Below are 21677 nucleotides of genomic sequence, written 5' to 3'. Positions count from 1 at the left end.
ATGTCGAGTCAAGATACAACAGTAAACAACCCCGAGATCAAGCTCAGTTTGATCGACAACCTCAAAAAAATGAAGCTACAAGTGCTAGTAATGTTTGCGGCCATCGCCGTCATCATGCTGTTCTTTTACTTTGCCACCGATGGCAGCTACTTAACCCCACGTAATATTTCTAACCTATTACGCCAAACCGCGATTACCGGAATTTTGGCCATAGGCATGGTATTTGTGATTATTTCTGCTGAAATTGACCTCTCAGTCGGTTCGATGATGGGGCTATTAGGCGGCGCAGCGGCCATTATGGACGTTTGGTGGCAACTGCCACTGCCACTCACCATAGTGCTGACTCTAACGGCAGGCTTGTTACTGGGTTTATGGAACGGTTGGTGGGTTGCTTACCGTAAAGTACCTTCTTTCATCGTGACCTTAGCCGGTTTGCTTGCCTTCCGTGGCATCTTGATCGGTATTACAGGTGGTAGCACAGTTGCTCCCACCAGCCAAGAAATGGGCGTGATTGGTCAAAGTTACCTACCCGACATGTTCTCAATGGTTGCCACCGTGGGCGCGCTTGCGGTGTTCTTCGCTTGGCAGGGTAAACTGCGCAAATCTCGTACAGCCCATAACTTAACCAATACCCCGGTTAGCAGCGACATTTTAAAATTTGGCCTGATTGCCATTGTTGCCTTGGGCTCAGTGCTACTACTCAACGACTACCGCGGGGTTCCTGCTCCGGTATTGGTGTTAGTGGTATTGATGTTTGCCTTCGCCTTCATGGCCAAGAAAACCGCCTTCGGTCGTCGTATCTACGCCATTGGTGGCAACTTAGAAGCCAGCCGTTTATCTGGGATTAACGTCGAGCGCACTAAGCTTAGCGTATTTGCAATTAATGGCTTATTGGTGGGGGTTGCCGGCTTAATCCTAGCCTCTCGCTTAGGCGCAGGCTCTCCTTCAGCGGGTAATATCGCCGAACTAGATGCGATTGCAGCCTGTGTTATTGGTGGCACCAGTTTAGCTGGTGGTGTGGGTACCGTATTTGGCGCAGTAATGGGTGCCTTCATTATGGCCAGCCTTGATAACGGCATGAGTATGATGGACGTGCCCACCTACTGGCAATCAATCATCAAAGGCAGCATCTTGCTACTTGCTGTATGGATGGATGTGGCCAGTAAAAAACGCGCATAGTCTGAGTAGAGTTGCTCCTTGGGGGCAACTCTTATCCCTTCTAACACTTGGCAACAAGGCAACTGATTCACTAAACTTATACAACCCAATGAAAACATAGCAGCAGTGATGAACGCAGCCATACTTCATGGAGACTATCAGCTGTTTCGCTACCAAAATATCTTGTTAGCCAGCGTACAAGGCAGCTGTAATCTCGCCCTGATAGAGCAATTCTGCCAAGAGTTTAAACAGCTCGGCAAACCTTTGGTTAAACCTTGGGCGCATATTGTGTTGCTAGAACAATGGGAATTAACTGTTCCAGAAGCAGAGCGCCACATCACCTTGTTACAGCAATGGTGTATCGACCGAGGCATGAGCCACGTTGCTCAAGTATTTAGTTTCTCGCCGCTAAAACAATACCAATTAGAGCGAATGCTGCCCGATGAACCGCATTATACTAAACGAGTATTTAAAGAGGTGGGCTTAGCCACTCAATGGCTAAGCGAACAAGGTTTCACTAACGCAGACAAACTCAGCCTTATGAAAAACAAACCCAGCATGATCCAACGTCACTTCGAGCGAGTCGCCTAAGCCAGCGACGACGAAGAGGGTAGCTGATAGTAACTAAATTGGTTTCGGCCATTGGATTTAGCCTTGTACATAGCATGATCGGCTTTACGGATCAGCTCTTGGGCTTCCACTCCGTCATCGGGATACAGGCTGATACCAACGCTGGCATAAACAGGCTGAATATGTAGCCCCAAATTCACTTCTTTGGCTAAGCGCCGTAATACCGTATTCACCACCTCGTCGGCCTGCTGGGTTTCGGCAATATCTTCCAGCGCTAACAAAAACTCATCGCCGGCGAAGCGAGCTAGCAAATCGCCCACGCGAATCGTCTCGTGTAACACCTTGGAGACTTCTTGCAATAAGCGGTCACCGACTTCATGGCCAAAGCTGTCATTAACTTGCTTAAAATTATCTAAATCAATAAAGACGACAGCCAACTTATTGTTTTGTTCCGCGGCTTTAACAATCGACTTGCGCAGTTGCTCCATAAACAAAGCTCGGGTCGGCAAGCCTGTTAAGCTGTCATGATTAGCCATATAGCTCAGGTTTGCTTCCTTGCGTTTAAGTTCACTGATTTGCTGATTGATCTGCAGCGACATGGCTTCAAAACTGCGCGCCAGCAACCCCAACTCATCATTCCGATGACGCGGCAGCAAATCGGTATTACTCGCCTGCTCATGAGTAAAAGATTTCACCGCCAGCACCATGTTACGGATCGGCTGAGAAAGAAACTTGGCAAATAGCAATGAAGTCAACAAACCTGCGATACTCAAGCCCAAGCTGACCTTAACCATGGAGCCCGCCAAGCTGTCGATAATATGCCTTAAACTAGGCAGGGGGCTGGCCAAACCCAGCACCGCCATATTCGAGTGTTGTTCCGCGCCATAAAACACCGGAATAAACGATACCGCACGCTGATGACCTATCTCATCAGAGGCTTCCTGCACATAACTGCGTGGCATTAGATCATCGAATAAGCCCGCCAACTGGGGGAAATCCTGTTGAATTAAATAACGATGGCCGAAGTAAAAACCAAACTGCTTATCGGGATCGGGGTGCAGCAAATAATCGCCTTCCTGATTAGCTAAATAAATTTTCACTTCCTCGGGCAAGTCGGCCTGTAGTTGGCTAAACAAGGAAGCCAATCCTAGATTAACCACCACCACGCCTACGGCCAAATCATCGACATACACCGGAGAGGCAATTTTCAGGGTGGGCTGGTGCTGGCCCAACTTAACGCCTTGCTCACTATGCACATCAACGTCTGAGATATAGCTTCCTCCCTGCGGTAAACGCAAGCTGCGAAACACATAAGGGTAGTGGGATTTTTCTTCTAACTCACTTGACTCAACCACCCGTAGGCCCGCCCCCGAGCGCTCTACTCTTACTATCTCACGGCCGTAATGGTTAGCACCAATTAAACGCAACTGAAAATAGCTTTGATTTAAACGTAGCTTTTGCTTGAAAATTTCAGCGATATTTTGCTGGGCAAGTGCCGCATTATCCGCAGAAAACAGCGCTTTAGCCGAAGGGATTTGACTAAGAAAAGCCACGTCTTTGGCTATCGCGGCGATATCGTTTGTAAACTTACGACTTAGTAATTGGGTGGTGGTGGCTAATTCGCGCTCTGCACTCTTAGCCAGCAATATACGGCTCTGTTGGTAGCTCACGGTAGCGGTCACCACCGAGGCAACCACACCAAACAAGGCAAACCATAGGCCATATTTCAAGGCGATACTTTTCATCATGAAGGTGGCACCTTGTCAATCTGCTTGCCACTAATAATTTTTTGCCAATATTGACTACGTTGCTGTTGATCCTCCACCTGTTGCAGCCAAATGATCTTATCTTCGGCTAAGGCATGCGGTTCAAGCACCACGGTATTCGCCAGACCTTGGCGTAGAGTCAACTGTTGGCTAACCCAAGGTTCCAAACTATAGTTAATCCACTTTTCCGCGAGGCTTTTATTTTTCACGCCTTTGGCTATCGCCCAACAGTCTAGCCAGGCCAGTGCCCCTTCTTGAGGAATGGTATAACCCACCGCGGCGCCACTATCACGTAACATTTTTAATTGTTGTGTACCGTAATTGGCAAATAACAAAGCGATATCTTCTTGCTCAAATAGCTGCTGGGCCTGCTCTGGTGACTTATAGAAAGTTAATACATTACGGCGTAACTCCACCAGGCGCTGACTGGCATCAGCAAACTGTTGTGGGTCAAGTTGGAAGGGGTTATTTAGACCAGAGGCCAGCGCGGCCAAACTAAAGTTATGCGCACTGCCATCGTAGGCTAAAATTTTTGCCTGATATTGGCGATCCCACAAAACTCGCCAAGAACGAGGCGGCTCGACAAAATAGTTTAAGTTATAAATCAGCCCCATTTCCGAATAGGTATAAGGAATGGCATACAGCTTCTGCTCACGAACAATGCCCGGAATGGTACTCAAAGGTTTAAAACGGGGTAGTTGTTTAACTAAATTAGGAATGTTTTCCGGGCTAATTGGAACCGCCAATTGCTGGTCAATATAGCGTTGTAACTCTGCGGTATTTACCGCGAAGACATCGTAATCTGCCGCCTGATTTCCCTGCATTCGCTGCCACATATCATCGTCATTGGTGATATAACTGACTTTTAACTTCACCTGATAGCGCGCTTCAAATTTAGCCACCACATCAGCATCGGCGTAACCCGGCCAAGTTAAGATCCTCAAGTCGACAGTTTCAGTAGCCGCAGCGTTGACACTCAGCCCAAGCAGAAACCAAGCCAATAGCCCTAGATACCATCTTACTTGTCGATGTTCCATCATCTGTTTATTCCGTCAGAGAGAGTAACAAGAATCTCAATAAATAAAAAAGACGTCAATAGCCCCGCGACTAAGTAGATTTTCGCTCATTTAGGTATAGCCAAATTTGTTAGCATTTGCCTAAAAAACTATTAACCTTTAGCTAACAAATGAGCCAGTAGGCTGAAATAACGCTGTAGTGCTTGGCCAATTTCCGCTAAATGCTTAGCCTCTGGGTAAGCACCGGCTTTCGCCAACTCGCTTTGCTTCGTCCCCGCCACCAAATAACTATTTTTAAGCAAGCCATTGGCTTGTATCCAGGCCTCAAATGCACGCGCCATCATCTCGGTGGGCTGACTGAAATAGCGTTGTGCGAGGCGCCTGTCTAAAGCCACCGAGCGTCGAACGTAATCATGAGCCTGTTTGCCTTGGTAACTAAGAAAAGCACTGGCGAACACTTGAGCCAAATACTGATTCAAAGGATGTTCGCGCTGCTCATCGTCGGCCAACCAACGGCTAGACGCAAACGCCACGCCCTGAGCCGGAGTAACAAACAACTTATCCGCCATATAGTGGTCAAAGGCATGCCACCATTCATGGGCCAACGCTCCGGCGCCCGCATTTTTGGCTAAGGCTAAACAACGCCGAGCCGGTGCGTAATGCGCCTGCACATTACGCTGGCCACCGCTGCCAAAGGCCAAACTTAAACTACCACGTAAACCCAAAGCCTTGGGAGGTAGATTTAATAAAAAGGCTAAATCAGCCAAAGCATCAAATACCAGCTCTGCTGCACGTACCTTTTCCTGCTGAGAGACCCAAGCACCTACCGTTAAACTGGCGAAACCAAAGGTATCTTTAATGTCGGCAAAATCAACCGTATCGCCATGTCGGTAATCTGGGCCGCGCCGATAATAATCACGAAACAGCGCCGACTGCTGGTTTTGCTGCGCTAAAGCCGCCTTCTCCTCTACGCTACGCGTCATCAGCTGATACTGACCTTGCCAGCCTCAAAGTCCACAAAATGACTAATGCTGGGCAAACTGTCTTCTTGATGATGAGTCACATAAACCAAGTGACTCAGTTGATACTTGGCGACTTGCTCTAAGGCTTTAAGCACGGTACTACGAGCTAAGAAATCTAAGCCCTGACAAGGTTCATCCAACAATAACAAACTAGGGGCTTTCACCAAGGCGCGGGCAATAATCAACACCCGTTGCTGACCATAAGATAACGATTTAAAGTCGCGTTTTTCTAAATGCTGCATGGCAAATAAACCAAGCCATAGACGCGCCTGTTGCACATCTAATTCACTGGGCTGCTGATACACACCTATCGAATCATAAAGCCCAGATAACACCACGTCTAAAGCGCTGCAATTAACCCGATACTGCAAGTGCAAGCTGGCCGATACCATGCCGATGTGCTGTTTCACTTGCCAAATGCTTTCACCACTACCACGGCGATAACCTAATACCTCGATATGATTGCTATAACACTGGGGATGGTCACCAAAAATTAAATTTAATAAGGTGCTCTTTCCACAGCCATTAGGGCCACGCACCTGCCAATGTTGGCCGGGATGAATTTGCCAGTTTAAGCCACTAAACAAGACTTCACCGGCATAGCTCACCTGACCGTCACGAATGGCAAACAAAGGATCTGATAACTCTGGCGCTTGAAATTGGCGCAAGGCTGCCACAATGGCCAGTGCCTGTTGCTCGGCTTGCTGCTGCAATAGTTGTCGTTCTGGATGTTGTCGCCATTGTTCAATCGTGAGCTGCTGATTGATCCCCTGCTCATCGAGCACCGCCACATGGCTAATGGCCTTGGGTAGCTCTTCATCTCGCGAGGTAATCAGCAATAATTGACATTGTTTGGCAAGATCGTCCAATAGCTTAAGTAGTTGCTGTTGATGAGCAAAATCGAGACCAGCAAATGGCTCGTCGAGAATCAGTAATTGTGGCTGTTTTAATAGGGCCAAAGCCAACATTAACCGGCGAGTTTCACCGGTGGATAACAAACGAAAACCTCGATTCATCAAAGCGCTTAAATCACACTGCTGCACCACCGTATCTATCAGTTCGACTTGACTCGCGCCCCTTGCTAACAATTCAGCTACGCTGTGGCCACTGTCTTGTACATCGCTAAAATCACTATCGTCATCGGCCAACTCGGCCTCTAATAATGCCTGTTGCTGTTCCAAAGAGACGAGGGCGATCCGTTTTGGCTGTTGACTCAACTGCCCGCGCTCTGCCTTAAGTTCACCACTTAACCAAGCACCTAATAAGGACTTACCGCTACCGCTATGGCCAAACAGCGCCCAGTGCTGATTTGGCGCTAACTGCCAGTGTTTTATAGCTAGCTGGCGTTGGCCAGCCAACAACAATACATTCTCAATAATCATTTCGAGTATCACCCTAACTTGGCTTAGCCAAACAAGCACTCAAGCTGGCGCACAGCACTGTGTATTAATAATGGAAAATTTGCGGTTTTAGTGTTTGCCAGAGTAGCAAAATCAAAGCCGGCGTAGCAAACCATGAATAAAGGTTAAGACCAGCCTATAAGAAGGAGCTTAGTGCTGATCATCATGATGATGATGGTGGGGCAACTCTTTGTTTAAGGCCGTATGCAAATAGGCATAATCTATTTTGTCTTGCTGCTGTTTTTCATAACGCCGCCGCCGTTGATAAGCGCGTAAACGTTTGACCTTGTCGTGTAGTGGGTCGGTCCAAGCAACATAAAGCAGCACGCCTAGGCTGAGCATACTGGCCGTACTAAACATGGCCGCAATCGAAGATTCAACCAAAGTGCTGGTAAAAATCATATTTAGAATATGCACCACAGCGATGCCCAGCAGTAGAATTCGTCCATGCAAGCTGTGAAAGAGTAGCGAGTAACTGGCCAGTAAACTTAAGAACAACAAAGCAAGCGCAAACTCAAAACGCAGTGGAAATATCCAAATACGCTGCAAGGCCTGATTATCGGAATAACCACCACTAAAAGCCGTGGCTAGAAAGGCCAACAAAGCACATACAACGTAACCATTGATGGCCCACTTTAGGATCTTCGTATGTGTCATCGCCAAGTCCTTTTTCGCTCTTAGCTTTAATTCAAGTATAAAATATTATTCGCTTAATAGAGGCTGGAACAGCCCAAACGTGAGCCAGCTAACAGCTTCTGGTCCTTAACTATCGATGTCTAATACCGCGCGATTACGCCCTTGATTTTTCGCCTTATACAAACAAGCATCGGCCATTTCCAATAGTTTGGCAGGCTCTAACACATCATCGGGCTCCACTAATACCACTCCCAAACTAATGGTCAAAACCTTGGCTATCTCTGAGCCTAGGTGCTCTATCTCTAAGTTAGCCACCGCCTCCACAATCCGTTTTGCCATGTTAGACAAGTCTTGCTTATGGGCGTCTGAAACCAAAATAGCAAACTCTTCGCCGCCCACCCGGGCCACACAATCTTCACTGCGCTGCACCACTTTTAACAGAGCTTGCGCCACCTGCTTAAGCGCTTGGTCACCCTGAACATGTCCATAGTGATCGTTATACGCTTTAAAAAAGTCGATATCGGCCATCATCACAGCAAACTGCGACTTACGCCGCCGCGCTCCGGTGACCGCTCGGGTCAATTCTCGCTTAAATGGCCGCCGATTAACCAAGCCAGTGAGCTCATCGGTTTCAGCCAATACTTGTAAACGCTCGTTCACTTGCAGCAATTCGTTTTGTAGCCGTGCCATGGCTATGTGATTTTTTTCGCTGATCAATAAACCACTGATCGCGGAAGAAAATTGGCTCAATAAAATCACTTGATTCTCGTCCATGGTGACACAACTTTTGAGACTGGCGCAGGCCAACAAGCCAAAGGACTTTCTGCCATCGCTCAGCGGGACGCCAATAAAAGAGTTAATCTTCATTTTCTTCAACAAGGCGTATTCGTTGGGAGCAATGCGCCGCAGTTTAGCCACATCTCTCACCACAATCGGTGCCACATTCACCATTCTGCGTTTAAGTTGTTCAAGAGGGCTTAAATCAATACTTTCAATTGGGTTTAGCTGTCCGGGCAAGGCCCACACATCACGATATACTGCTTGCTGGCGTTCAAACTCCAGTACCGCCACTAACTCAACGGGGAATAAACTGGCAATGGCAGAGCTAGCTCGTTGCAGCAGGGCTTTAGTGTTATTGGGTTTTTGATTCAAAAATGCCAACGATATTTCAGATAACAATTGATTGGCTTCGGTTTGCCAATTGAGCTCTTCAGTACGCTGAAGCACACTACGTTCCAACTCAAGATGGTGTTGCTGAATGACCTGCTCAGCCTTAATCCGAGCATCTAAACCGGCCAGCAAGCGCTGCTGCAATTGCTGCATCGAACTCGCCACCAAACCAATTTCATCACTGCGCTGTAATAAGCGGCTGGGTAAAGGCACGATTTTGTGTTGCTCAGTAAAAATCTGATCGGCGGTATCAGCCAACAAACGCAGGTCGCCGGTCACTAAGTAGCTCACCAGCAACAAAATAATCAAACTCATCAGAAAAGTTTTTAAACCATTGGTAAGTAAAATTACCAGAGCCTGCGCGGTAATATCTTGTTTAATTAAAGAAAGATCCAAACCTATCGTGAGCTCACCCAAGTCGGCGCCTAGCCAATGAAGCGGGTAACGATAGGACTTCTGCTTAGGCACACTTTGCCCTACCTGTAGGCGCTCTTGTTTTGTTGAATGAAACTCCACCGAGGCAACATATTGCTGTTGTACTAAACCCCGCAATAACGCTTCTAGTCGTTGTGGCTCATTTTGCCAAACCGCACGCTCAATACTGGCTAGATTCGCTCGATTATAATCATCCACCCAGCCTTCGACATGCCTCACCGCCCCCATATAATTAAACGCCAGCTGAATCGCCACGGTTAATAAGGCAAACACGGTGCTAGCGCTAATAATTAAAATCACCAAACGTTTAGCAATGGGATTTTTTAGTTTAAATCGGCCTGTCATAGTGCACACCAAGCTTATTGAGCAAAACCAAAAGGTTGAGCTAAATCTAACGACCAATGACTAAAATCAAGCTGCTGCCAATTTTTATTCTTGATTAATTGATAGTGAGGAGAGTTCGGCTCTAGCAGCATAAATAAGGGCGCATCAACCTTCTTCGGTAACACTTCTCCACGACTATGCTGCTTAATCATGGCCAAGGCCCATCCCACGGTAGCAAAGTGTCCGCCCGCTAACGCGCTAATGTGTCCCTGTTCTCGCAACTGCAGCGCCTGTTCTGAAGTATTGAAGGTCGCAATAAACAACTCTTTACCCGGCTGTTTGCCTAACTCTTTGAGCGCTTTAATACTGCCAAAGGCCATCTCATCGTTAGCCACCCATAAATACTTTAATTTGGGGTAGCGCCGTAACAACATTCGCGTTTGTTGGTAGCCCTGTTGTTCATTCCAATCGGCGTAAACCACTCGCCGTAACTGCAAATTAGGCTGCTGCTGGATAAAATGCTTGGCCCCCGCCTCCCGCTGCACCGAGGCAGGGGTAAGTTTATCGCCAGAAATAAGCGCCACTTCCCCCGCTTGCTCGCCACTTGCTAGATACATCGAACGCGCAGCCTGATATCCGGCCCAATAATTATTGGGTATCAAACTAGATAACAAATGCTGTTGCCAATATGGCTGCGCTAACAACGACTGATGCTGCGGATCTAGGTCGTTAAGCGCCACCAATACATACACATTTTGATTTTCCAATAAGCGCAACATCTTCGGTAGAATTTGCTTTTCGTTGACCAAAATTAAGTAGTCAGGGAGCTGTTGCTGCGCGATCATTTGCTCTAAATGACTGAGCATTGAATAGTATTTGCGCTGTGCGTGAAAAGTACGAAAATCGAGCTCCAAGTCATTAGCCACCGCGCTAGCAAAGCTGTCAACATCATGCCAAAAGCTCTCGTTCGACTTACCTGGGTTAAAAAAAACCACCGAGGTTTGTCCCCACGCCAAGCTACAAAATAGCATCCCAATAAGAAATAACTTCACCTAAACTTGGCCCTAAAAAACTTAATTTGATTACTTAAAACTATAAACCACAGGCTCGATTTAGCCCGTTTAATTAATAAAAATCCGCCGTAAACCGCTGCTTAATAGCAAAAAAGCGCTCTACGGCGCTTTTTGATAACTTATACAATAAATTCAAACGACTATTGCTTGACTCCCAACATTAAACTGCTGCGTCTGGCGACTATCGCCATCACGACTAACGGCAGCGCCATCAGTATGGCCAATTGCTCGCTACTCGACAGCCCACTTAATGCCAATAGGCCCACTAAACTGGCCGAGCCAGTCATTTGAATAAAACCCAACAAAGCCGCAGCCGTACCGGCGCGCTCAGCAAAAGGCGCCAAGGCACTACCGGCCCCCACCGCAATCAACAAGCAAAAACCGACACTACATACATAAATAGGCAGCATAAAAGCCAGCGGGTGGGCAAACTGTTGGCTAGAGATTAAGCCCACGGCGGCTGCGGCCATCAAGCCAGCACCAAGCCATAATGCCCGGGTCTGCCCCACGAGTTTAATCAATGATGGCGCGACAAAAGCTGCAATAATATTCAACAGAGCATTACTGCCAAACCACAAGGCGTATTGAGCACTAGACAGCTGCATGTCTACCATCAAACGCCCCGGTGACTGCGAGACATAGCCGACGATCATCGCCATGGCTAACATCACCAAACTCGCGTAATAAATAAAAGCCGGAACCCGTAATACACTGAAATAACGCGACCACGAGTACAAGCGCCCCTTGGCAATATGGGCCGAGTGCTGCGTTTCTTTCAGCCCCAACATTAAAGTCAAGCCGACCAGCAAAGCATATAACAGCATGAACCAGAAATTGGCGGCCCATGACCAATAGTGACTCAGCACTCCGCCCAATAAGGGAGCCAATGCAGGAACGATACAGATCACCCCATTGAGGTAGCTGAGCATGTTTTTCGAACGCTCCGCCCCATACACATCTCGCACCCCAGCAAAAGCGGCCACCGATAAACAACTGGCCGCCACCCCTTGAATTAAGCGCGCCAAGATTAACCACGAAAAATCCATAGCTTGAGCAGCCACAGCCGAGCCCAACATATAGAGCAGTACACCAAACAAGGCGGTGGGACGTCGGCCAAAACGATCGGCAAGCGGCCCCACCAATAGCTGGCCAAAACCAAAAGCAAACAGAAATACCGGAATGGCTTGAGTCATCCAATCTAGCGGAACCACAAAGGCTTCAGCCATTTGCGGAATGGCCGGTAAGAAAATATCTATCGCTAAAGGTGAAAAAAGCACCATTAGCATGAATAAAGGCAAAGGTTTAATGGTCAACGACATATTTGGCTCCTGATACAAGCTACGCATTGTAAGTGCCAAGCAATATGAATCATAATGATGTTTTGGCACAAGATTTAGTCCCCAAGGGAATATATGTCGACATCTTATGATCTGAATTTACTACGGGTCTTGTTAACCCTGCTCGAAGAGCGAAGCGTTTCCCGAGCCGCCGAAAAGCTCTGCTTAAGCCAATCAGCAGTGAGTAAACAATTAGCCAAACTGCGGCAACAGCTGAACGACCCGCTGTTTGTGCGCCATGCTGGCGGCCTAAGTCCCACACCACGAGTGCGCGACTTAGGCCCCACCCTGCGCCAATGGCTGCAAACTGCAAATCAAATGATCGAAGCCGAAGGCTTTGAGCCCAGCACCAGCCAGCGTAACTTTCGTTGCAGCGTTAACGAAACCTGTTTTGCGACTTTATTGCCACGCTTTTTTGGCAAATTAAGTCGCCTAGCGCCGGGGCTGAAATTAGATACCCACAAGCTAATCGCAGGCAGCATCAACAGCCTACAACGCGGTGAGTATGATTTTGCCATTCTTACCCGAGACAACGACCAGCGCGCGCCCAACCACTTACAAGCGAAGCACTTACCCAAACAAGTACGCTGCTTAGAACTCTATCGAGAAGACCATGTTTGCTTGGTGCGTAAAGGCCACCCAGTGCTGCAACAACCATGGAACCTAAGTACTTACCTTCAGCAAGCGCATTTAAGTTGTGAATGCGAAGTAGGAGAACATTGGTTATTACACACCGTTCTAGCCGAACAAGGCTTACATATCGAGAACAGCACCCTCACCGCCGACTTTTTTGCCGCCACCATGCTCTGTCAGTCTAGCGATTTGGTATTTACCTGTACCCGTAGCTTCGCCCAAGAAGTGGTGAATACCCATCAGTTAGTACAGCTGCCCTTACCGGTAGAAATGGCACCATTTAGCTATTTGTTAGCGTGGCCGGAACATCTTGAAGATGACCCTGCCCACCGCTGGTTACGCCAGTTAATTCTCGAACATTGTCCCGCTTAAGCAGCGCGCTGACGTGAGCCGCCTTAGCCACTGCGTGATAGTAATAATGAAATTTGTTATTTCGCTTTATTATCATATATTTGTGACAAGTTATTAGCGACAAGTCAGAGCCAGTGTGCGAAGCTAGGGGCCGACGGGTTCACGGAGGATAATTAATGGCAACGCTGTCGTTTAAATTAAAACTATTCATCACCATTAGCTTGGTTTTTATTACCATTTTGGCTTGCATTGGGCTATTTGCTGCTCCCAGCTTAAGCGTAGAACAGGCCAACGCGGCAACGGCCCTTAGCGGCAACGAATTACAAAGCTTATTCGCCGAACATAGCGCGGCAGCACGCAACAAACTACTGCTTGCTTCGCTACTGATTGCGGTAATCGGCCTAGGGCTCATTTTACTAATAGTGCAAGGCTTCTTAAGTACCCTAAGCCAAATCACTCGACGTATCGGCTACCTTGCTGGAAAAGAAGGTGACCTAAGCTTGCAGCTTGAGGTCAATGAGCACCAAGAATTAATTGAAATGAGTCGTCAATTTAATAGCTTCACTGAAAAATTGCGCAACATCGTCAATCAATTACAACAGCAAGCGGCACAACTGAGTAGCGGCTCGAAAAATCTAGCTAAAAATGCCGAATCAGCCGGTCAAGCTGGCCGAGCTCAGCGAATCGATACCGACAATGTAGCCGCCGCGGTGAACCAAATGTCATCGTCGGCCAGTGAGGTAGCAGAGCTAGCCAATAGCACCGCCAGCAACGCTGAGCATGCCGAACAACAATTGCTACAAACGCAGCAAGAGTTTCAACAGTCGGTTGAGCAAATTCGCCATATTGCCAATAACATGCAAGGCATTAGCCAGCGGATCAGCCAAGTGGCGGGACGCAGCCAAGACATTAATAGCATATTAGAAACCATCGGAGGCATCGCCGAACAAACCAACCTGCTCGCGCTGAATGCCGCCATTGAAGCAGCCCGAGCCGGTGAACAAGGGCGAGGCTTTGCGGTAGTGGCCGACGAAGTGAGAAATCTAGCTGGGCGCACCCAAAGCTCAACCGAAGAGATTAACCAACTGATTCAAGCCTTACAAAATGACGTTAACGCCACGGTGGATTCCATCGCCAGTAGCCGCGAACAAGTGGATCGTACTGCGCTCAATACCGAAGCCAGCTATCAGCAACTCAACGACGTGGTCACCAGTATCGCCGCGATTAATCAACATACCGCTCAAGTGGCCACCGCCGCCCACCAACAAAGCCATGTCAGCGAAGAAATTAACAGCAACATTAATGGTATTGGCGAAGCGCTGGGGGTACAAAACCAATTGGCTCATGACATTGAAAACATCAGTGCCGAACTATCCAACATCGCAGTACTGCTCAACCAACAGCTGTCAACCTTAAAGGCCTAAGCTATCTTAATAAATCTGCCATAACAGTTTATGGCAGGTTTATTACTCGCCCTTGCAGTTCGTGAAGCTCCCCACCCTTTAGCCCCCATCTCTAAGCTAAACTGACAATAAAGCGCAGATTTATTTCCTGCTCACCACTTGGGGAGGTTACCCGTATGACAATTAGCTTACAGTTTTTTGGAGCGACCGAAGAGGTCACCGGTTCCTGCCATTTGCTTCACTTGGGTGATAAGCAAGTTTTGCTCGACTGCGGCCTCATTCAAGGCAGTAAAAGTGATGCCATGCGCAACTTTGATCCCTTTCCCTTCGAGCCCTCGCAGATCGATGCGGTGATCCTTAGCCATGCTCATATCGATCACTCTGGACGGCTTCCTCAGTTGGTAAAAAATGGCTTTAGCGGCCCAATTTACACTCACAAAGCCTCGGCTGAGCTGTGTGAAATCATGCTTAAAGATGCCGCCATGTTGCAAAAACGCGACGTAGAACGAAACAATAAAAAACGCATTAAACAGCAGTTGCCTCCCTTAGAGCCCTTATTTGACGAGCAAGATGTACTGCGTACCGTGAAACAATTTGTAGCACTTGATTACAACGAGCAAGTACAAGCACTGCCGCAGCTAAAATTTCGCTTGAACGATGCCGGACATATTCTTGGCTCAGCCTTGGTAGAACTGTGGTTAGAAGCCATCGATAAGAAAATCGTCTTTAGCGGAGACCTAGGCCGTGAAGGCATGCCGATCCTTAATGATCCGGTGGCCATCGAACAGGCCGATTTAGTAATAATGGAAAGTACCTATGGCAACCGGCTGCACCGCTCATGGCAACAAACCATCGATGAATTAGCCGAGATATTCGCCGCTACCATCAGCGGCGGTCGTGGCAATATTTTGCTGCCCGCCTTCTCGGTAGGGCGTGCTCAAGAGCTACTCTATTTATTCCACCTTTACGCCAAACAATGGGATCTTTCCCGTTGGAGAATTTGCCTCGATAGCCCAATGGCGATTGAGGCCACTAAAGTCTACCTGAACAACTACCCGATCATGGATGATGACTTTAAACGCTTTACTCGCCAGCATCCCGGGGAGCACCCATTACTGTCAAACGTAGAATTCATTCAAACCACTGAGCAATCCATGGAACTGAATGAAATTAGCGAAGGTTTGATCATTATCGCCGGCAGTGGCATGTGTAACGGTGGCAGGATCCGTTGCCACTTAGAACATAATCTATGGCGCAGTGAATGTGATGTGATTATTTGTGGTTATCAGGCGCTAAGCACCCCAGGGAGAATGTTAGTTGATGGCGCATCCCAGCTCACTATCAATGGCAAGCCAGTTAAAGTCGCGGCCACCATTCACACCGTAGGGGGCTTGTCGGCACATGCCGACCAAGCGGAATTAATTAAATGGTATCAACAATTTAAATCGGCACCACCGTTGCTGTTAGTGCATGGTGAACAAGAGGCGCAGCAGGGCTTAATCGAGACAATTAAAGCCAGTTCAATGCGCCAACCCAGCTCGCTACTAGCAGTGCAACGCGGCGATAAACTGGCCTTAGACAGCTTACCTGAACTAGTTTGGCTACCCTGAGACAGGAATAATGTAGCGGTAAACGCTGACAAAATGACTAGCACAGCCGGCCACCACAAACAGATGCCAAATGGCGTGGGTATAGGCCCTGTGCTTGGCCACGTAAAATAGGGCGCCAATACTAAATAACACCCCGCCGAGTAACAAATAAGCGAGGCCTGCCGGTGGGATATGTAAATACATCGGGTAGGCCAGAGCCAAGGCCAACCAGCCCATCACCAAATAAGTGCCTAGCGACAACTTGGGAAAACGCACCCCAGTGAGCAACTTAAAGGCGATCCCCACAACGGCAAGTAACCAAATCACCAGCATCGAGACCCAAGACAACCAACCATCAAAGGCCAGTAACAAAATAGGTGTATAAGTACCGGCAATCAGAAGATAAATAGCGGCATGGTCAAACAACTTTAGCCGTGCCTGCCAACGGACCTCGCTCACTGCATGGTATAAACAAGAAGCCAAAAACAACAAGGCCATTGAGCCACCATAAATGGCCACCGCCGACACAGCTAAGCCGCCTTCCGCTTTGGCTAATAACAACACGAGGCCCAACAGCGCCCCCATAAAACCCAAGAGGTGTGATAGCACGTTGAGTATTTGTTCATTTTTACTATAAGAACTTGACCCTGCCATCGGCTTTCCTTAGCGAGAATACTGACTCTAGCTTAAATCTTCAGCGTACACTTGTACACTGAAAAAATTAGCCCTTATGACTCAGTAAAATTCAGCTAACAAGCGCAATAGATGAGCTAGCGCAATCATCCAGCCGCTGTGTTTAACGGCTATCATCTATACTCAAATGGCAGGGTTGATAAGCAACGAGGCTCCCTATGACCCAACAACTTTCGCTAAGTGCCGCCAAAGCCTTAGCCATTAGCGAACATTTAGACCAACTGCAATTTCGCGACTTACTAAGAAATATTAGTGAGGACCCCCAGCTGAAACAATTTGCCCCCGACGGGGTTTGTCATATTGACCCGCGCAATGGCAACTTAATCATTTACAACTCGGCGCGCGCCAAACGCATTCATACCACCGCCAAACCCACTCAAACTTGCCAAGATGATTATTGCCCCATTTGTGATGGCAAAAGTGCCGACATTCTCGATATTGCAGAACATAGCGAGGGCTTTACCTTTATCAATAAAAATCTTTATCCGATTTTTTATCCAATCGAGCAGATTCCCAAAGAAAACGCCGACTATTTTCTCCATCAAGATCCCTTTCATACCGGCCGCGCCTCCTACGGTTTTCACCTATTACAGTGGACTTCATCCTTGCATCATCGCGATTGGCATAACATGCCCTTCGAGGATGCGTTGATTAGCTTTCAGCGTTTAGCCCAATTGGAAAAGGATCTACTGCATCAACCTAGTGATTTCATGGCCAGTTCAGAGACTCAACTTAAACAACAAGAAGTGGTTAGTGGTTATGTCTCTATTATTAAAAACTACGGAGCCAGCGCAGGTGCCTCCTTGGTTCATGGCCACCAACAAATCGCCTATAGCAATATTTTACCGCAGCACTTTTTTAATAACTTACGCTTTCGGCAGCGCCACAATAAGGCTTTCAGCCAATACATGATTGAAGAAAACCCTAAGCCGCTGCTAATCAAAGACTACGGAGAGATGCAGCTGATGGTGCCTTATTTTATGAAACGCCCACTAGACATGCTGTTAATCGTGAAAAACAGCGAGCACCGCTATTTACACCAACTCACTGTGCAAGAACAACAGCAAATGGTTAAGGCCATTCAACAAACCATCGCCGCTATTTTGACTCTCATGGAACAAATGGGCCTACCTCCCGCCTACAACATGATCGTCAATAATGGGCCGGGCTGCGGCTTGTATTTAGAGTTTTTACCGAAAACCCAAATGATGGGAGGTTACGAGCAAATCGGCCTATTTGTGTGTCAGGCCAATGCCGCCGACTCGGCCCAACTACTTAGAGAAGAAATTTGCAAAAAACACCAACAAATCAGCATTTAATTTGTTTAAGCAGCAAACAAAAATGAGCAATAAAAATACTGAAAAATAAAAAGAAAACCACTTAAATACTATAATTGTCAAAATTATTTCATATTACAATAATCTTAAAAATAGGTAATTGTCAGCTAATTGTTCTTACCGCAAAATCGACTAAAAATGGGCAAGTCGTAGCCATTTATTATGTTAACTAGACCAACTGCAGTAGCGAGAACAGTATGCAAATATCCCACCCCTCCACCGTTAGAGTGGGTAATCAAAGCTATGATTATTCAATTACCTCTGTCACTAAAACTTACGCTGGCGCTAAAGTACTCAACGACGGTACCAACATTTATCTAGAAGATGAAAATGGCAAAGTAGAAACCTTAAAAACCGAATATAAACCAGACATTCCTCCCAGCACTCAGCTCATCTCCACCCTATGGGGCGAAGACAAACGAGCCAAAAAACGCTTTCTATTTGGCTACTACAATCACTCGAATGATTTCATTGGCTACACCACCAACTACCAAAACGTAAATGCAGCCAAACGCATCATTCAACTACATGGCTTTAATGCAACACTAGAAAGATTTCGTTGGTTGGTCATCTTAGCCTTCGCCGCGCTGTTCGCTTGGACCGGATTTTGGACAGGCATTAACTTTAGCCTAAGCGGTCTAATTAACTTTATCACTGCCATTCCCTATGTATTGTGGGAAACCCCCAGCATGCTTGCCAATATGCAAAGCTATGGTCGCTATTACAACGTAAGCCTAGGTGGAGCATTTATTGGCCTGATTGGTGGATTTGCGGTTGGCAAATTGCTACTAGCACTCACAGTGGGTCGATTACGCAGCAAATTGCGTATCGAGTTTGCTAATAACTTACGCGATCAGTTAACCAATACCTTTGCTCAAGGCGAACATCCGAATAACGGACTTTCCGATACCCCAAAAACCGATGCCGATGGCTACCAATCTCTCATTTAATCCTAATATTGTTTAAGGAATTGACATGTCTTTTGAACATGGCTCGCTCGACTTAGGGATCCGCAATCCCTTTCGCTTCGAAGGCACATTACGTGCGATTAGAGGCTGTATAACCGCACTCTTGGGCTTGTTTGCCTTACTCAAGGTAGCAACTGCAGTACAAGATCATCCGATTAGCGGCTGGATCTTAGCCTTGGTTGGTTTTCTATTGATGGCCAATGGCTTATGGACTTTAGGCCGCGGTTTAATGCAGGTAATGCGTTTTTATGTAGGGCGGGCAGCGCCTACCTCTTTGTCGTATAACCATGCAGATTCAGAGCAAGATAGTGCCCAACGCGAGAAAAGCGATGTGGCCTACGACCAACAGCAAATTGAATCAATGCTGGTAGGCAGTAAAAACTTTACCTTTAAGGAACCAGTAGGCTTGGTTGCACGGTTACTGCACACCCTGTTTCCGAAAATCACCTTTGTGCCCTATCCCATTCAAAATATTGCCCAGCGTATTACTGGAGCCTTAGTACAAACCTTGGTGGCTTTATTTGCCTTCGCTATTTTGAGTTTTGTTACTTCGGTTGGCTTAGCTGGCAACCAAGCCACCATTTTAATGCCGGTTTTTGCCTTCACCCTACTTTGCTATATCTCTCTGGTTTGGTTTAAAGCGGGTCGCCCCTTAAGTCGCAGCCTTGGACATGGCATTGAAACGGTCAGCGCCTTTGGCTTTGTTAAGATGACCGCGCTGTGCGTCAGTGTTCCAACGCTGATTAACTTGGCCTTAAATCGCCTAATTTCCTACGAGCCTGCCGTCTATCAGCAAGCCTTTGCCGATCAACTGCGTGGTATAGAGCTAGACCCGCAATTCGACGAAGGCTTGACTTGGTTGGTTCAACTAACTGAGTTCGCCTATCACAGCTATAGCAACGCTACGTGGCTAGGGCTGATTTTTGTCTTTGCCCTGATTAGCTGTGGCTTGCTGTTAGCTTTAACCGGATTAAGAGCAAAGCAAGCTGAACCCACAACCGAAGTCACCGATAAATTGCCCCGCACGGTTGAGGTGGCTGCGCGGCCAATGGATATTTTTAACGAATTTACCTACCAAGTGATGGAGCGCCGTCGCTATAACAAAGTACCCAACCGCGTCTATAAACCACTCAATGCTAGGCAAAATCCCAATAACGGCGAGTTTGATGGCGATTTAATTCAAGAAACCCAACCCTATACGCTTGATAAAAATGATCAGCCGCTCAGCAAAAAAATGCGCATCGTGTCTACCAGCCTTGCGCAAGGCCTATTATTACTGGCCAGCTTGTTGGTATTTTATGTCTTAAGCCCACTGACAACTTATATCAAGCTTTATGACGGCACCGCATTTCGCCTACTGGATGATGAAGCAGCCCAAGCCTTTATTGAAACTACTATCACTAGTTTCTTTCATATTCTCGCTTTGCTGGTGGCTGCCGCCATATGCGCCATCTTTGGTCGCTTATTAAGTAACCTTAGCCACCCATTTTGGAGTGAGATCCAGTTTGAATCGAGCTTGGTTTACTTTAAATGTAAAGGCACCGTCAAAGAGGATACTCGCACCTTTGGTAAAGGCTACAACGACAGTACCAGCCTAGAGACCAGCGTATTTACCTCCACCATTCAACCACGCTTGTTTGTGTCGCGGGTAATTAGCTCAACCTTTGCCGGCGTTGGTAGCACCAACCTGATGTTTCCGCGTCATATCATGACCATGCACAATGATGAAAACCTCGCTGACGAACTCTATCACGAGCTAATGCATAGTATTTGCAACCGTGCCGGAACAGCCGCGATGAATGATGAACAGCGTAAGGTGGTCGACGAATACAATAGCTCCAACTTACAGATGAAAGCAGAATCGAACCCAGAACGCCTAGCTAATGGCAACGCTGAACTCAATCTAGCGGCTCCAAATCCAAAGGTGAGCGTGACTAAACAAGCAGAATCAGAGCAATTGGCCGAGCCCAGCTTAGAAAACTAACAACCGCTGCACTCTGGTAAGCCGCTGCTAAATGAAGTGACTCATAGAGTGAGACATTTCGCTTAATCGGCTTGTAAGGCCTGACTTTGATATTCCATCTCAGTCAGGCCTTTTACATGTGCGGTATAAGCTTAAACCCGCCGTCGCAAATCAGGCCTCGCGCAACGAGCCCCCACCCGCAGTAATAATAAACATTTGTTGCTTGAGTTATGTGAACAGAATAGGGCAAAATTTCCTTAAGCTCTTATTAACTCGTGAATCAAACTTTGCTAACAAATAGCCAAACCTTGCAACACCATTTTGAACGCCTGAAAGCCAACAAACTGTTTGAACTGTTTGTTATTTCGGTGATCCTCGTTTCCGCCTTGCTGATTGGTGCCAAAACCTATCCCTTACCGGCTAAGGTCGTCACCGCTACGGTGGTACTCGACTACTTAATTACCCTGTTTTTTGTTGTAGAAATCAGCATCCGCTTTATTGCTGAAGCCAATAAAAAACTGTTTTTTAAGAATTTTTGGAATGTTTTCGACAGTTTAATTGTACTGGTTAGCCTAGTGCCAATTGAAAACTCCGAACTAGCAGTAGTAGGCCGATTGATTCGGGTATTTAGGGTACTACGGATGGTCTCAATTATTCCGGAGCTGCGGATCTTACTGACCTCACTGGTTAAGGCTTTACCCCAGCTGGGCTATGTGATGCTACTGATGTTCATCATCTTTTATATTTATGCGGCGATTGGCAGCACCTTGTTTGAAGCGATTAACCCAGAGCTGTGGGGCGATATCGCCATCTCCATGCTCACCCTTTTTCGG

General features: G+C 47.2%; 18 protein-coding genes. 9 read left to right on the top strand and 9 right to left on the bottom strand.

Annotated elements, in window-relative coordinates; all coding sequences use genetic code 11:
- Positions 1 to 1179: a sugar ABC transporter permease gene (locus tag ACQY6Q_RS04490; RefSeq protein WP_427978366.1), complete on the top strand. Its 1179-nt coding sequence runs from the start codon at positions 1 to 3 to the stop codon at positions 1177 to 1179.
- Positions 1180 to 1287: 108 nt separating this feature from the next.
- Positions 1288 to 1749 carry a hypothetical protein gene (locus ACQY6Q_RS04485; protein ID WP_427978363.1) on the top strand — a complete coding sequence of 154 codons (462 nt, stop codon included), beginning with the start codon at positions 1288 to 1290 and terminating at the stop codon, positions 1747 to 1749.
- Here the strand turns inward: ACQY6Q_RS04485 and ACQY6Q_RS04480 are convergent.
- The 8 genes from ACQY6Q_RS04480 to ACQY6Q_RS04445 form a co-directional block, all read right to left on the bottom strand.
- Positions 1746 to 3476 (bottom strand): diguanylate cyclase domain-containing protein, encoded by a 1731-nt coding sequence (locus tag ACQY6Q_RS04480; protein ID WP_427978361.1) that lies wholly within the window; start codon positions 3474 to 3476, stop codon positions 1746 to 1748. The two genes, ACQY6Q_RS04485 and ACQY6Q_RS04480, sit on opposite strands and share 4 nt — an antisense overlap.
- Positions 3473 to 4534, bottom strand: a complete 1062-nt coding sequence (locus tag ACQY6Q_RS04475) for an extracellular solute-binding protein (protein WP_427978359.1) — start codon at positions 4532 to 4534, stop codon at positions 3473 to 3475. Before ACQY6Q_RS04475 ends, ACQY6Q_RS04480 begins: the two co-directional genes overlap by 4 nt.
- A 128-nt stretch (positions 4535 to 4662) precedes the next feature.
- Positions 4663 to 5493 carry a CLCA_X family protein gene (locus ACQY6Q_RS04470; RefSeq protein WP_427978357.1) on the bottom strand — a complete coding sequence of 277 codons (831 nt, stop codon included), beginning with the start codon at positions 5491 to 5493 and terminating at the stop codon, positions 4663 to 4665.
- Positions 5493 to 6914: an ATP-binding cassette domain-containing protein gene (locus ACQY6Q_RS04465; protein WP_427978355.1), complete on the bottom strand. Its 1422-nt coding sequence runs from the start codon at positions 6912 to 6914 to the stop codon at positions 5493 to 5495. The genes ACQY6Q_RS04470 and ACQY6Q_RS04465 overlap by 1 nt, the downstream gene beginning before the upstream one ends.
- Positions 6915 to 7082: 168 nt before the next feature.
- Entirely contained in the window at positions 7083 to 7589 is a 507-nt protein-coding gene (locus tag ACQY6Q_RS04460; RefSeq protein WP_427978353.1) for a hypothetical protein, read from the bottom strand.
- A 105-nt stretch (positions 7590 to 7694) separates the two neighbouring features.
- Positions 7695 to 9518, bottom strand: a complete 1824-nt coding sequence (locus ACQY6Q_RS04455; protein ID WP_427978351.1) for a sensor domain-containing diguanylate cyclase — start codon at positions 9516 to 9518, stop codon at positions 7695 to 7697.
- A 14-nt stretch (positions 9519 to 9532) separates the two neighbouring features.
- Positions 9533 to 10549: an ABC transporter substrate-binding protein gene (locus tag ACQY6Q_RS04450; protein WP_427978348.1), complete on the bottom strand. Its 1017-nt coding sequence runs from the start codon at positions 10547 to 10549 to the stop codon at positions 9533 to 9535.
- A 161-nt stretch (positions 10550 to 10710) separates the two neighbouring features.
- Positions 10711 to 11889 carry a multidrug effflux MFS transporter gene (locus ACQY6Q_RS04445; RefSeq protein WP_427978345.1) on the bottom strand — a complete coding sequence of 393 codons (1179 nt, stop codon included), beginning with the start codon at positions 11887 to 11889 and terminating at the stop codon, positions 10711 to 10713.
- A 93-nt stretch (positions 11890 to 11982) separates the two neighbouring features.
- Here ACQY6Q_RS04445 and ACQY6Q_RS04440 point away from each other — a divergent pair, with 93 nt between their 5' ends.
- The 3 genes from ACQY6Q_RS04440 (at position 11983) to ACQY6Q_RS04430 (ending at position 15904) form a co-directional block, all read left to right on the top strand.
- On the top strand, positions 11983 to 12912 hold the full coding sequence (locus tag ACQY6Q_RS04440; RefSeq protein ID WP_427978342.1) for a LysR family transcriptional regulator: 930 nt from the start codon (positions 11983 to 11985) through the stop codon (positions 12910 to 12912).
- A gap of 155 nt (positions 12913 to 13067) precedes the next feature.
- Positions 13068 to 14315 (top strand): methyl-accepting chemotaxis protein, encoded by a 1248-nt coding sequence (locus tag ACQY6Q_RS04435; RefSeq protein WP_427978340.1) that lies wholly within the window; start codon positions 13068 to 13070, stop codon positions 14313 to 14315.
- Positions 14316 to 14470: 155 nt separating this feature from the next.
- The gene (locus tag ACQY6Q_RS04430) at positions 14471 to 15904 is read left to right on the top strand and encodes an MBL fold metallo-hydrolase RNA specificity domain-containing protein (RefSeq protein WP_427978337.1); all 1434 of its coding nucleotides are present in this window, start codon (positions 14471 to 14473) and stop codon (positions 15902 to 15904) included.
- Here ACQY6Q_RS04430 and trhA read toward each other — a convergent pair.
- Positions 15896 to 16537 (bottom strand): PAQR family membrane homeostasis protein TrhA, encoded by a 642-nt coding sequence (gene trhA / locus ACQY6Q_RS04425; RefSeq protein WP_427978335.1) that lies wholly within the window; start codon positions 16535 to 16537, stop codon positions 15896 to 15898. The two genes, ACQY6Q_RS04430 and trhA, sit on opposite strands and share 9 nt — an antisense overlap.
- Positions 16538 to 16734: 197 nt before the next feature.
- Here trhA and ACQY6Q_RS04420 point away from each other — a divergent pair, with 197 nt between their 5' ends.
- The 4 genes from ACQY6Q_RS04420 to ACQY6Q_RS04405 all read left to right on the top strand — a co-directional run.
- Positions 16735 to 17895 carry a hypothetical protein gene (locus tag ACQY6Q_RS04420; RefSeq protein ID WP_427978332.1) on the top strand — a complete coding sequence of 387 codons (1161 nt, stop codon included), beginning with the start codon at positions 16735 to 16737 and terminating at the stop codon, positions 17893 to 17895.
- A 215-nt stretch (positions 17896 to 18110) separates the two neighbouring features.
- Positions 18111 to 18863 (top strand): hypothetical protein, encoded by a 753-nt coding sequence (locus ACQY6Q_RS04415; RefSeq protein ID WP_427978330.1) that lies wholly within the window; start codon positions 18111 to 18113, stop codon positions 18861 to 18863.
- Positions 18864 to 18888: 25 nt separating this feature from the next.
- Complete coding sequence (locus ACQY6Q_RS04410) at positions 18889 to 20865, top strand: hypothetical protein (protein WP_427978327.1); 1977 nt, start codon at positions 18889 to 18891, stop codon at positions 20863 to 20865.
- Positions 20866 to 21119: 254 nt separating this feature from the next.
- Positions 21120 to 21677: ion transporter (locus tag ACQY6Q_RS04405; protein ID WP_427978324.1), on the top strand; the 558-nt coding region annotated here is incomplete at its 3' end.

The organism is Agarivorans sp. (assembly GCF_050295395.1).
In the GTDB taxonomy this organism is placed as follows: Bacteria; Pseudomonadota; Gammaproteobacteria; order Enterobacterales; family Celerinatantimonadaceae; genus Agarivorans.
Note: the sequence above shows the minus strand (reverse complement) of the source record. Positions and strands in the feature narration are given on the sequence as shown.